Below are 13,271 nucleotides of genomic sequence, written 5' to 3' on the forward strand. Positions count from 1 at the left end.
GCCGGAGAGGAGTGGGCATGGGACTGGGCAAGGTGATGCTCGACTGGCCGGTGATCCGCCAGTTCCGTTCCGGGGACCTCCTGGGCCGGGGACCGGCGGTCACCAGTGAGCGCACCCGGGAGCTGACCCCACGCACCAACACCGCCGACCACGTGGCCCGCAGCATCTGCCCCTATTGCGCCGTCGGGTGCGGCCAGCGGGTGTTCGTGCAGGACGGCCGGGTCACCCAGATCGAGGGGGACCCGGACTCGCCGATCAGCCGCGGTCGGCTGTGCCCCAAGGGCGCGGCCAGCGAACAGCTGGTGAACGCCCCGAACCGGCAGACGAAGGTCCTCTACCGTCGACCGCACGGCACCGAGTGGGAGCGCCTCGACCTCGACACCGCGCTCGACATGATCGCCAACCGTTTCCTCGAGGCCCGTCGCGCCCATTGGCAGGATCACGACGACCAGGGCCGCCGGGTCAACCGCACCATGGGCGTGGCCGCCCTGGGCGGGGCGACGCTGGACAACGAGGAGAACTACCTGATCAAGAAGTTGTTCACCGCCGCCGGAGCGATCCAGATCGAGAACCAGGCCCGGATATGACACTCCGCCACGGTTCCCGGTCTGGGGACCTCGTTCGGGCGCGGGGGCGCCACGCAGACACTGCAGGATCTGGCCGAGTCTGACTGCATCGTCATCCAGGGCTCCAACATGGCCGAGTGCCACCCGGTGGGCTTCCAGTGGGTGACCGAGGCGAAGGCGCGCGGCGCCCGGGTGATCCATGTCGACCCGCGCTTCACCCGCACCTCGGCGGTCTCCGACCGGCACATCCCGATCCGGGTGGGCTCCGACATCGCGCTGCTGGGTGGGCTGATCAACCACGTCCTGAGCAACGAGCTGTACTTCCACGAATACGTGCAGCACTACACCAACGGCCCCACCCTGGTCGGGGAGGGGTTCGTCGACACCGAGGACCTGGACGGGTTGTTCAGCGGGTTCGACCCGGAGTTGAACGCCTACGACCCGGCGAGCTGGGCGTACGCCGAGGGCCCGGAGACCGAATCCGGTGACGACACCGACCGGATCCAGGGCCCGGCCGGAGGGGACACTCATGGCGCCGAGCTGGGCGAGGCCTCCCACGGCGAGTCGCACGGCTCCGGTGGTCCGGCGTTGGACCACGCCAGCGTGCTCCGTGACGATTCGATGACCGACCCGCGCTGCGTGCTGCAGCTGCTCAAGCGCCACTACCGGCGCTACACCCCCGAGATGGTGGCCCAGGTCTGCGGCATCAGCGTGGCCGACTTCCAGTATCTGGCCGAGTCGGTGACCAGCAACTCGGGCCGGGACCGGACCACCGCCTTCTGCTACGCGGTCGGCTGGACCCAGCACACCGACGGTGCGCAGATCATCCGCACCGCCTCGATCCTGCAGCTGCTGCTCGGCAACGTGGGCCGCCCCGGTGGCGGAGTGATGGCGTTGCGCGGTCACGCCTCGATCCAGGGGTCCACCGACATCCCCACGCTCTACAACCTGCTGCCGGGCTACCTGCCCATGCCACGGGCCGGTCAGGAGGACTTCGCGGCCTATCTGCAGACCGCCGGATCCAAGCAGGAGAAGGGATTCTGGGCGAACGCTGACGCCTACGCGGTCAACCTGCTGAAGGCGTGGTGGGGGGACGCGGCGACCGAGGAGAACGAGTACGGCTACCAGTTCCTGCCCCGGCTCACCGGCGCGCACGGCACCTACCAGACCACGCTGGGGATGCTGGACGGCCAGGTCGACGGCTATCTGGTGATCGGGCAGAACCCGGCGGTGGGATCCGCCAACGCCCGGCTGCAGCGGCGCGCGCTGGCCGCGCTCAAGTGGCTGGTGGTACGCGACCTGCGGCTGATCGAGACCGCCACCTTCTGGTCCGACGGTCCCGAGGTGGAGAACGGGGAGGTGGCACCCGCCGACATCGGGACCGAGGTGTTCTTCCTGCCGGCGGCCACCCACGTGGAGAAGGCGGGCAGCTTCACCCAGACGCAGCGGCTGCTGCAGTGGCGGGAAAAGGCGCTCGATCCGCCGGGTGAGGCGATGAGCGATCTGCAGTTCGCGTACCTGCTCGGGCAGCGGATCCGGGAGCGCGTAGCCGGCTCCACCGACCCCCGTGACCGCGGGCTGCAGGAGCTCACCTGGGACTACCGACTCGACGAGCAGGGCGAGATCGACGCGGAGTCGGTGCTGGCGGAGATCAATGGCCGCCACCTCACCGGCGAGAAGGCTGGCCAACCGCTCTCCAGCTATCTGGAGATGACCGCCGACGGCTCCACCTCGGGTGGGTGCTGGATCTACACCGGGGTGTACGCCGACGGCGTCAACCAGGCCAACCGGCGCCGACCGGGGCGGGAGCAGGACCCGATCGCGCCCGAGTGGGGTTGGTCGTGGCCGGCGAACCGGCGGATCCTCTACAACCGCGCCTCGGCAGACCTCGACGGCAAACCATGGAGCGAGCGCAAGAAGCTGATCTGGTGGGATGAGGAGCAGCGGCGCTGGGTCGGTCGCGACGTGCCGGACTTCCCGGTCGACATGGCCCCCGACCACCGCGGCAGCGGGGTCGAGGGTGGCCCGGAGGCGTTGGACGGTGACGACCCGTTCATCATGCAGGCCGACGGAAAGGGCTGGCTGTACGCGCCCAAGGGCATGGTGGACGGCCCGATGCCCACCCATTACGAGGGGGCGGAGTCGCCGGTGCCGAACCCGCTCTACGGTCAGCAGACAAACCCGGCGAAGAAGACGTTCCCGCGCCCCGACAACCAGTTCGTGGTCGGCGCCGACGCGGTCGCGGTGTACCCCTATCAGTTCACCACCTACCGGTTGACCGAGCACCACACCGCCGGCGGGATGAGCCGGTTCCTGCCCTACCTGTCGGAGCTGCAGCCGGAGATGTTCTGCGAGATCTCCCCGGAACTGGCCGCCGAGCGCGGGCTGGAGAACGGCGGCTGGGCCACCCTGGTCAGCCCGCGCGCCGCGATCGAGACCCGGGTGCTGGTGACCGAGCGGGTGTCCTCGCTGCAGGTCGCCGGACGGACCATGCACCAGATCGGGCTGCCCTACCACTGGGGTGTGGGTGCCCGCGCCGTGGTCGAGGGTGACGCCGCCAACGATCTGCTGGGCATCGTGCTCGACCCGAACGTGCAGATCCAGGAGTCGAAGGTCGGCATGTGCGACATCCGGCCGGGCCGCCGCCCGCGCGGACCAGCGTTGTCCGCGCTCGTCGCCGACTATCAGCGGCGGGCCGGCCTGCAGCCCGAAACCAGCCCGAGGAAGGGGAAGCGCTGATGGGGTTCTGGCGCCAGCAACTCATCGGGGCGACCAACCCCGCGCGTGATGCCGCGTGGCAGGAAGTCAAGCCCCGCAAGGGTTTCTTCACCGACACCTCCATCTGCATCGGCTGCAAGGCGTGCGAGGTCGCCTGCAAGGAGTGGAACCACGTGCCGACCCGCAGCCACGGTCGGGAGCGGCACGGGGGAGTGCTCGGCCTGAGCACCGAGTCCTACGACAACACTGGGCACCTGGGCGCCGACACGTGGCGGCACGTGGCGTTCATCGAGCAGGGACCTGAGCAGTTGGCGCGCGCCCGGCGTACCGGATCGGTGGACCTGGGCATGCCGCGCGTACGCCCGACGGTGGCTGAGCCTGTCGGGACGGTGGCTGAGCCTGTCGAAGCCACCCCTTCGACGGGCTCAGGGGACGTTGCAGGACCAGGCTCAGGGGACGTTGCAGGACCAGGTTCAGGGGTCGGGTTCGCCGAACCCGACGACACCCTGCCTCCGGTGCGCTGGCTGATGAGCTCTGACGTGTGCAAGCACTGCACCCACGCGGGCTGCCTGGACGTGTGCCCGACCGGGGCGCTGTTTCGGACCGAATACGGCACCGTGGTGGTCCAACCCGACGTCTGCAACGGCTGCGGATACTGCGTCGGCTCCTGCCCGTTCGGGGTGATCGGACGGCGGGAGAACGGCCTGGTCGAGCTGGCCGACGGCAGCAGCGCCAAGCCCCCGAACGCCGGCGTGGCCCAGAAGTGCACGCTGTGCTATGACCGGATCCGGGAGGACCAGACGCCCGCGTGCGCCCAGACCTGTCCCACCACCAGCATCAAGTTCGGCGACCACGACGAAATGGTGCGGTTGGCCCGGGAACGGCTGGAAGTGCTGCACGCACAGGGACATCCCGAGGCCCGGCTCTACGGCACCAACCCCGACGACGGGGTCGGGGGGACGGGATCGGTGTTCCTGCTGATGGACGAGCCGGAGGCGTACGGGCTGCCGCCCGATCCGATCGTGACCACCGCCGTGCTGCCGAAGATGTTCACCATGGCAGGGATCGCGGGCACCGCGCTGATCGGCGCGGTGCTGGCCGCCTTTGCCGGGGGCGTGGTCCGACGATGACGACCAGACCCTTCGACGATGACCGGCCGCCGCTGCTCGGACCCCGGAAACGCCGTGACGGTGACGGTTCCAGGCGACGCAGCGATCCGAACGCCACCGTGCCGGAGGCCGAGTTCATCAGCTACTACGGGCACAACGTGGTCCAACCGCCGCCGTGGGAGTGGCCGATCCCGGCGTACCTGTTCCTCGGTGGGCTCGCCGCCGGCTCCGGCCTGGTCGCCGCCGGCGGACACTTCACCGGGCGACCGCGGCTGCGTCGCCGCGGCCGGTACGCCGCGATCGGCGCGGCGGCCCTCGGCGGCGCGGCGCTGGCCAAGGACCTGGGCCGACCCGAGCGGGTGCTGAACATGTTCCGCACCGTCAAGCTCACCTCGCCGATGTCGGTCGGTACCTGGATCCTCACCGGGTTCGGCGCCTGCACCGGCGCGGCCGTCGGGCTGGAGCTGCTCCGGCCGCGGCTGCGGTCGGGGAGCGGACTGGCCGGGGCGGCCGGCGTGGTCGACGGACTGGCCAGTGCCGGTTCGGCGTTCTTCGCGCCACCGCTGGCGGCGTACACCGCCGTGCTGCTCGCCGACACGGCCGCACCCACCTGGCACGAGTCCTATCGGGAGCTGCCGTTCGTGTTCGTCAGCTCCGCGCTGGCCGCCGGGACCGGGCTGTCCATGATCACCACCCCGACCGCCGAAACCAGGGGCCCGGTGCGACAGTTGGCCGTGCTGGGCGCGGCCTGCGAGTTGGGGATCGGGGAACTGATGACCCGTCGCCTGGGGGAGTTGGCCGAGCCGTTCGAGGAACCCCCGGCGAAGCGGTGGCACCAGGTGGCCCGGGTGCTCACGGTCGTCGGCGCGGTCGGTGCCGCCGTGGTCGGGGGGACGCGGGTTGGTGCGGCGCTGTCCGGTGCGGCGCTGATCGGCGGCTCGCTGGCCACCCGGTTCGCGGTGTTCCACGCCGGCATCACGTCCGCGAAGGACCCGCGCTACACGGTACGCCCCCAGCGCGCCCGCGCTGCCGCTGCCGCGGCCGAGGGGCGTGGCGTCACCCAACCCGGCGGTGAGTGGCCCCGCTGATCCCCAATGGCCATTCAGCGAACCGCCTTGCCGCCCGGCGAACCCCACGGGGTCAGGCGAATGGCACCAGGGTTCGCTGGATCGCCATTGGAGGGGCGCTGGATGGTCAGCGGACCGTGATCACCGGGCCATCCCCGGCCGGGACCAGCTCACCGATCACCGGGGCGCCAGCGATCTCACCGGCGAGCAGCAGCCCTCCGGAGGTTTGGGCGTCGGCGAGCAGCAACAGTTCGTCCTCGGCAACTTCTGCCGACAGGTGCGGGGCCACCCAGTCCAGGTTGCGCCGGCTGCCGCCGGGCACGAACCCCTCGGCCAGCGACTGCCTGGCCGCGGCCAGCATCGGTACCGCCCGGTGGTCGATGACCGCCGCCACCCCCGAGGCGCGGCACAGCTTGTAGAGGTGGCCGAGCAGGCCGAAACCGGTGACATCGGTGGCCGCCCGGATGCCCGCCGCCAGAGCCGCTGCCGAGGCGTCCGCATTCAGCGCGGTCATCGACGCGACTGCCTCCTCGAACCGCTCACCGGTGGCCTTGTGCCGGTTGTTGAGTACGCCGACCCCCAGCGGCTTTGTCAGCGACAGCGGCAATCCCGGCTGTCCCGCGTCGTTGCGCAGCAGCCGGTCGGCCTTCCCCCGCCCGGTGACCGCGAGGCCGTAGATCGGTTCGGGGTTGTCGATGCTGTGCCCACCGGCCAGCGGCGTCGCGGCCTGCCGGCAGACCGCCAGCCCGCCGCGCAGCACCTCGGTGGCGAGTTCGGTCGGCAGCACCCCGCGCGGCCACCCCAGCAGGTTGATCGCCAGCATCGGCGTACCCCCCATCGCATAGATGTCGCTCAGCGCATTGGCCGCGGCGATCCGCCCCCAGTCGAACGGGTCGTCGACCACCGGGGTGAAGAAATCGGTGGTGGAGATGATCACCGTGCCATCGCCGGCCGGGTCGAGCAGCACCGCCGCGGCGTCGTCACCGTGCTCCAGCCCGACCACCAGTTCGGGGGAGTCCACGCCGACGAGCCCGGACACCATCTGCTCCAGTTCGCCGGGTGGGATCTTGCAGGCACAGCCGCCGCCGTGGGCATACGAGGTGAGGCGTTTCATGGGCCCACTCTAGGCCGCGCGCTACAGTCGGCGGGCAGAGGAGGCGTCTGGGTACCTGGTGGGCCCCCCGGTCTTCAAAACCGGTGAGATCGAGTACCTCGGTCTGGCGGGTTCGATTCCCGTCCGCCTCCGCCAGCTCGACGGGCAGGAGGAGGCGTGAGCGATCCGCGGCGCGACATCCCGCGCACCGACGCGCTGCTGGCCCGGCCCGCCATGCTCGCGGCCAGCGAACGGCTCGGGAGCGAGGCCGTGCGGGCGGTGGTACGCCGTGCCCAGGACCAGGCACGGGCCGGCCGGATCACCCCCGAGCAGGTCGCCGGGTGTGCCGAACGAGACCTGAGCGGACCGACCCCACTGCGCGCCGTGCTCAACGCCACCGGGATCGTGGTGCACACCAACCTCGGCCGGGCCCCGTTGTCGGAGGCCGCGGTGCGGGCCATCGTCGAGGCCAGCGGGTACGCCGACGTCGAGCTCGACCTCGCCACCGGCCGCCGCGCCCGACGCGGCGCCGCCGCGCTGACCGCGCTGCGCACCGCCTGCCCGGGCGCCGAGGACGCGTTGGTGGTGAACAACGGGGCCGCCGCGTTGGTGCTCGCCACCACCGCCCTGGCCGCCGGGCGTGAGGTGATCGTCTCCCGCGGCGAACTGGTCGAGATCGGCGACGGCTTCCGGTTGCCGGAGTTGATCGCCTCCGCCGGGGCACGAATCCGCGAGGTGGGCACCACCAATCGCACCCACCCGGCCGACTATGCCGAGGCCGTCGGACCGGACACCGGCTGCATCCTCAAGGTGCACCCGAGCAACTTCGCGGTCACCGGATTCACGGCCAGCGTTGGGATCGCGGAGCTCGCTGGGCTCGGGGTCCCGGTCGTGGCCGACCTCGGCTCCGGCCTGTTGGCCCCCGACCCGGCGTTGCCCGACGAGCCCGACGCCGCCACCGCACTCGCCGCTGGCGCCGACCTGGTCACCGCCAGCGGGGACAAGCTGCTCGGCGGCCCGCAGGCGGGATTGTTGCTGGGCGAGGCAGAACTCGTGCAGCGCCTACGCCGGCACCCCCTGCAACGCGCGCTGCGCGTGGACAAGCTCACCCTGGCCGCGCTGCACGCCACCCTGACCGGACCCGTGCCGCCGGTGAGCGACCATCGCCGCGCCGATCCCGCTCGGCTGAAGGAGCGCTGCCAACGCTTGGCCGACCGACTGGAGTTCCCGGCCGACGTGGTCCCGAGCACCGGTCACGTCGGCGGCGGCGGCGCTCCCGGCGTCCCGCTGCCCGGCTGGGCGGTCGCCGTGCCAGAGCCGCTGGCCGAAGCGCTGCGTCTCGGCGACCCGGCGGTGCTCGCCCGCACCGAACACGGCCGCTGTCTGGTCGACCCGCGCTGCATCCCCGCCGGCCGCGACGACGACCTGATCGCCGCAATCACCTGTGCCGCACGGAAAGCGGGGATCGCCGGGTGCGGGTGATCGCCACCGCCGGTCACGTCGACCACGGCAAGTCCACCCTGGTCCGGGCGCTCACCGGCACCGACCCGGACCGCTGGGCGGCCGAGCATGAGCGTGGCCTCACCATCGACCTCGGGTACGCCCACACCACCCTGCCGAGCGGTGAGACCGTGGCTTTCGTCGACGTGCCGGGGCACCAGCGGTTCATCGCCAACATGCTCGCCGGGATCGGGCCCGTGCCGATCGTGCTGTTCGTGGTCGCGGCCGACGAGGGCTGGCGGGCACAGAGCAGCGAACATCTGGCCGCCATCGCGGCGCTCGGCATCCGACACGGCCTGCTGGTGCTCACCCGGAACGACCTCGCCGACCCCGAGCCCGCACGCGAACAGGCCCGGGCACGGCTGTCCGAGGCCGGGTTCGGTGACTGGGCCGACGTGGCCGTCTCCGCGCGCAGCGGTGACGGTCTGTCGCAGCTGCGGGCCGCGCTCGACGCGTTGCTGGCCACCGTGCCGGCCCCCGAGGTGAGCGGTCGGGGGCGGTTGTGGGTGGACCGCAGCTTCACCATCCGCGGAGCGGGCACGGTCGTCACCGGAACCCTGGGGTCCGGCACCCTGGCGATCGAGGACCGGGTGCGGCTCGCGGGTCGGCCGGTGCGGATCAGGGGGCTGCAGAGCCTGGGGGAGCCTGTCGAGCGCGCGGCGGCTGTCGCGCGGGTGGCGGTCAACCTGCGCGGTCTCGACGCTGACCGGGTGGGCCGCGGGGACGCGCTCACCACGGGCGACTGGTGGACGACCGACACGGTCGACGGCCGAGTCGGGGCGGACGATCTGCCCGAACGGCTGATGTTGCACGTGGGCACGTTTTCCGGCCCCGTGCGGGTACGCCGACTCGGCCACGGAGCGGTACGCCTCACCTGGTCGGGGGAACTGCCGTTGCAGGTCGGGGACCGGATGGTGCTGCGCGATCCCGGCCGCCAACAGGTGCTGGCCGGGGCCACGGTGCTCGACCTGGATCCGCCGCCGCTGCGCCGCCGCGGTGCTGCCCGTGAGCGGGCCGAGTCGCTCTCCACGGCGCCGACGACGATCGACGCCGATCGGGAGCTGGCCCGGCGTGGGGTGACCGACGGGGCCACCCTGCGCGCGCTCGGGGCCGACCCGGACCGGCTGGATGCGGCGGTGGTGCGGGCCGGCCGCTGGCTGATCGACCCCGTCCGGTGGGCCGCCTGGGTCGACCGGCTGCCCGGTCTCGTCCGGGCGTACGCCGCAAAGAATCCAATGCAGGCACGGATGCCGGCCGGAACGGCCGCGACCGCGCTCGGGCTGCCCAGCGCGGAGCTGCTGGCGCCGCTGGCCGACCAGTGCGGGCTCATCACCGCGGACGGACAGCTCGCCGAACCCGGTGCCCGCGCCGACCTTGGGCCGGCCGAGGATGCCCTCCGGGAGGTCGAGCGGTCGCTGGCGGAGCGTCCGTTCGCCGCCCCCGAGCGCGACGAGTTGACCCGACTCGGCCTGGGATCGCGGGAGATCGCCACGGCGGTACGCCTGGGCCGGCTGATCGACCTCGGCGAGCTGGTGGTGCTCGCCCCGGCCGCGCCCGCGTTGGCGATGCGCGAGCTGGCCAGGCTGCCGCAGCCGTTCACCACCTCCCAGGCGCGCCAGGCCCTCGGCAGCACCCGCCGGGTGGTGATTCCGCTGCTCGAGCACCTGGACGCCCGTGGCTGGACGAGGCGGCTGGATGGCGGACACCGGGAGGTCCGGCGCTGAGGCACTAGGGTTGGACCCATGTGTGCTCACGTGCTGACCTCCGTCGCGTGGCCGTATGCGAACGGCCCGCGCCACATCGGACACGTCTCCGGTTTCGGTGTCCCCTCCGACGTCTTCGCCCGCTTCATGCGAATGTCGGGACACCAGGTGCTGATGGTCTCCGGCACCGACGAGCACGGCACCCCGATCTCGGTGCAGGCCGAGAAGGAGGGGGTCACCACCCGCCAGCTCGCCGACAAGTACAACCGCGTCATCGTCGAGGACCTGCAGGGCCTCGGGCTCAGCTATGACCTGTTCACCCGCACCACCACCCGCAACCACTATCGCGTCGTGCAGGAGATGTTCACCGCCCTGTTCGACAACGGGTACGCCGTCGCCCGCGCCACCAAGGGGGCGATCAGCCCGTCGACCGGGCGGACCCTGCCGGACCGCTACATCGAGGGCACCTGCCCGATCTGCGGTTATGACGGCGCCCGCGGCGACCAGTGCGACAACTGCGGCAACCAGCTCGACCCGGTCGACCTGGTCAACCCGCGCTCGCGGATCAACGGTGAGACCCCCGAGTTCGTCGAGACCGAACACTTCTTCCTCGACCTGCCCGCCCTGGCCGAGGAGCTCTCCCGCTGGCTCGACCAACGCACCGACTGGCGCCCCAACGTGCTCAAGTTCAGCCACAACCTGATCTCCGAGTTGCGCCCGCGGGCGATCACCCGCGACCTCGACTGGGGCGTACCGATCCCGCTGGACGGGTGGCGGGACCAGCCGATGAAGCGACTCTACGTCTGGTTCGACGCGGTGATCGGCTACCTGTCCGCCTCCATCGAGTGGGCCCGGCGAACCGGAGACCCCGACGCGTGGAAGCAGTGGTGGACCGACCCGGAGGCGAAGTCCTACTACTTCATGGGCAAGGACAACATCGTCTTCCACTCGGTGATCTGGCCGGCGATCCTGCTCGGCGCCAATGGTGAGGGAGACCGCGGCGGTGACGACCACGTGTTCGGCGGCCAGCTCAACCTGCCGACCGAGGTCGTGTCCTCGGAATACCTGACCATGTCCGGATCCAAGTTCTCCACCTCCCGCGGCAAGGTCATCTACGTCACCGACTTCCTGCGCGAGTTCGGGCCCGACGCGCTGCGCTACTTCATCGCCGTCGCCGGCCCCGAGAACAACGACACCGACTTCACCTGGGACGAGTTCGTCCGGCGGACCAACTCCGAGCTCGCCAACGAGTGGGGCAACCTGGTCAACCGGTCGATCTCCATGGCCCACAAGAACCACGGCGAGATCCCGGCGGCCACCGACCTGCAGCCGATCGACGAGCAGCTGCTCGCCACCGCCCGCGCCGGGTTCGACACCGTCGGTGACCTGCTCGGGCACAACAAGTTCAAGAACGCGATCACCGAGGCGATGCGGATCGCCGGTGCCGCCAACCGGTATCTCTCGGAAACCGAACCCTGGAAGCTCAAGGACGATCCGACCCGCCGCGACACCGTGCTGCACGTGGCCCTTCAGGTGGTCAGCGACGTGAACACCCTGCTCACCCCGTTTCTGCCGCACGCCTCCCAGAAGGTGTTCGAGGCGCTCGGCGGTGAGGGCGTCTGGGCCGCACTGCCGGAGATCCGGATGGTCAGCGAGGAGGGCAACGAGGACTACCCGGTGATCATGGGGGAGTACGCCTCGGAGCAGGCCCGGTGGGAGTCCCGGCCGATCGCCGTGGGCACCCCGCTGCAGAAGCCCACCCCGCTGTTCACCAAGCTGGACGAAGAACTGGGCGAGACCGGCCCCCAGTGGGCACCGATCGGATGAGGAGCGAGGCACAGCTGGAACAGCGGTTCACCGACAAGGTGGTGCTGATCACCGGAGCCGGCTCCGGGATCGGCGCCGCAACCGCCCGCCGGTTCGCCGGCGAGGGCGCGCGGGTGGTCATCGCCGACCGCAACCTGGCGGCCGCCGAGCAGGTCGCCACCAGCCTGGACGGGGCGCTGGCGTGCCCGGTGGATGTCGCCGATCCCCAGTCGGTGCAGGAATTGGCCACGTTCGTCCGCGAACGCATCGGCCGGCTCGACGTGCTGCTGCACGGGGCCCACCACGCGAGCGCCGAGGACCTGTGCTCGACGAGCGTGGAGGACCTGCGCCTCGACCTCGAGGTCACCCTGCTGGGGCCGATGCTGGTCAGCCGGGCGCTGCTGCCGATCATGGTCGACTCCGGCGGCGGGGTGGTGCTGGCGATCGGTTCGGTGAACGGGATCGGCTGGTATGGCGGGCACGGCTATTCGGCCGCCAAGGCCGGCCTGCTGCACTTCACCCGCAACCTGGCCGCCGACTTCGCCGATCGCGGCATCCGCGCCAACGCGGTCGCGCCGGGGACGATCGACACCCCGGCGTGGGCCGACGCCAAGGCGGAGAACCCGCAGATCATGCAGCAGCTCGGCCAGCACTATCCGCTCGGCCGGGTGGGGCAGGCCTCAGACGTCGCGGATGCGCTGCTGTTCCTGGCCAGCGACCAGGCCTCCTGGATCACCGGGGCGGTGCTGCCCGTCGAGGGCGGAATCCTGCTCACCAACGCCTTTCCCGACGCCTTCGGCGACTCCTGAGCCACCCCCGGCGCTACCTGAGGCGATCGCTCGCTTCTGCCGGGATCGGCGTACCCACATCGGCTGCACGACGCCGCCGGTGCGGGCCAGGCGTACGCCCAGGGCAACGGCCAGCGCGACCAGCAGCAGCACCGCCACGACGCTCGCCTCGGCCCCGAACCGCCCACCCGAGATCAGATCGGACCCCTGCGGGGTGACCTTCACCAGGCCGTCCACCTCACCGGTGCCGGAGACGATCACCCCGAGAAGCGGTCCCTGGGTGATGTTCCACGCCGCGTGGAAACCGATCATTAGCCACAGCGAGCGGCTCCAGGCGTACAACACTCCGAGCAGCAGCCCGGCCTCCAGGCCGATCGCGATCGCCCCCCACCAGGTGGCGTCGGGGTTGGAGATGTGCACGATGCCGAACACCAGTCCGGAGACGACGACCGCACCCCAGGTGCCGAGCAGCTCCTCGGTGATCCGATAGAGCACGCCGCGGAACAGCAACTCCTCGGCGATCCCGGCCCCCGCCCCCACGGCGAGCACCATCCGCCACCACTCGCCCCAATCGGGGCTGTTTGTCCCCTCGATCTGGTAGGCGCCCAGCGCCACGATCACCGCGAAGACGACCGCGAAGACGACGGCGCCGGCGAGCAGCCCCCAGAGCAGTCCGAGCGCCCGTCGGGGAGCGAGCTCGACCGGCGGTCGGCGGCGCTCGATCAGCAGCACCCAGACCAGATAGGCGAGCAGCGTCACGACGATCTGGACCCCGGCCATCACGCTGCGGTTGCCGGAGATCGCCGGCGGCGCCAGCAGAATCAACGGCAGCACGACCAGCACCGCCATCAGTACCGTGATGACCAGGAACAGCAACAGGCGCAGGAAAGGGTTGAACAGCACCGGGATCCGCGCGCGCAG

At 71.2% G+C, this 13,271-nt stretch carries 8 protein-coding genes, 1 tRNA gene and 1 pseudogene; 8 read left to right on the forward strand and 2 right to left on the reverse strand.

Annotation, left to right across the window (positions count from 1 at the left end):
* The first annotated feature begins 17 nt into the window (after nt 1-17).
* Genes fdh through nrfD form a run of 3 tightly spaced genes read left to right on the forward strand, consistent with a single transcriptional unit; the run spans nt 18 to nt 5,481 of the window.
* A complete protein-coding gene (gene fdh, locus CGZ93_RS11030; RefSeq protein ID WP_267489731.1) occupies nt 18-3,305 on the forward strand; it encodes a formate dehydrogenase in 3,288 nt (1,095 codons plus the stop codon).
* The gene (locus tag CGZ93_RS11035) at nt 3,305-4,414 is read left to right on the forward strand and encodes a 4Fe-4S dicluster domain-containing protein (protein ID WP_094364192.1); all 1,110 of its coding nucleotides are present in this window, start codon (nt 3,305-3,307) and stop codon (nt 4,412-4,414) included. The genes fdh and CGZ93_RS11035 overlap by 1 nt, the downstream gene beginning before the upstream one ends.
* Nucleotides 4,411-5,481: an NrfD/PsrC family molybdoenzyme membrane anchor subunit gene (nrfD, locus tag CGZ93_RS11040; protein WP_094364193.1), complete on the forward strand. Its 1,071-nt coding sequence runs from the start codon at nt 4,411-4,413 to the stop codon at nt 5,479-5,481. The genes CGZ93_RS11035 and nrfD overlap by 4 nt, the downstream gene beginning before the upstream one ends.
* A 106-nt stretch (nt 5,482-5,587) precedes the next feature.
* Here nrfD and selD read toward each other — a convergent pair whose 3' ends face one another.
* Nucleotides 5,588-6,574 (reverse strand): selenide, water dikinase SelD, encoded by a 987-nt coding sequence (gene selD, locus CGZ93_RS11045; protein WP_094364194.1) that lies wholly within the window; start codon nt 6,572-6,574, stop codon nt 5,588-5,590.
* A 39-nt stretch (nt 6,575-6,613) separates the two neighbouring features.
* On the opposite strand from selD, the gene CGZ93_RS11050 reads away from it, so the two are divergent.
* From CGZ93_RS11050 to CGZ93_RS11070, 5 genes are all read left to right on the forward strand, one after another.
* Nucleotides 6,614-6,709 (forward strand) — tRNA-Sec (locus tag CGZ93_RS11050).
* Nucleotides 6,710-6,730: 21 nt separating this feature from the next.
* Nucleotides 6,731-8,035: an L-seryl-tRNA(Sec) selenium transferase gene (selA, locus tag CGZ93_RS11055; protein WP_094364195.1), complete on the forward strand. Its 1,305-nt coding sequence runs from the start codon at nt 6,731-6,733 to the stop codon at nt 8,033-8,035.
* Nucleotides 8,026-9,777, forward strand: coding sequence for a selenocysteine-specific translation elongation factor (gene selB / locus CGZ93_RS11060; RefSeq protein ID WP_094364196.1), 1,752 nt, complete (start codon nt 8,026-8,028; stop codon nt 9,775-9,777). The genes selA and selB overlap by 10 nt, the downstream gene beginning before the upstream one ends.
* Before the next feature lie 18 nt (nt 9,778-9,795).
* Complete coding sequence (metG, locus tag CGZ93_RS11065) at nt 9,796-11,583, forward strand: methionine--tRNA ligase (RefSeq protein ID WP_094364197.1); 1,788 nt, start codon at nt 9,796-9,798, stop codon at nt 11,581-11,583.
* Nucleotides 11,580-12,371 carry an SDR family NAD(P)-dependent oxidoreductase gene (locus tag CGZ93_RS11070; protein WP_094364479.1) on the forward strand — a complete coding sequence of 264 codons (792 nt, stop codon included), beginning with the start codon at nt 11,580-11,582 and terminating at the stop codon, nt 12,369-12,371. Before metG ends, CGZ93_RS11070 begins: the two co-directional genes overlap by 4 nt.
* Before the next feature lie 273 nt (nt 12,372-12,644).
* On the opposite strand, the pseudogene CGZ93_RS19880 reads toward CGZ93_RS11070, so the two are convergent.
* Nucleotides 12,645-13,199: pseudogene (locus CGZ93_RS19880) on the reverse strand (CPBP family intramembrane glutamic endopeptidase); the annotation flags it as partial.
* Nucleotides 13,200-13,271: the final 72 nt, after the last annotated feature.

This window comes from Enemella dayhoffiae, assembly GCF_002250625.1.
Lineage (GTDB): Bacteria > Actinomycetota > Actinomycetes > Propionibacteriales > Propionibacteriaceae > Enemella > Enemella dayhoffiae.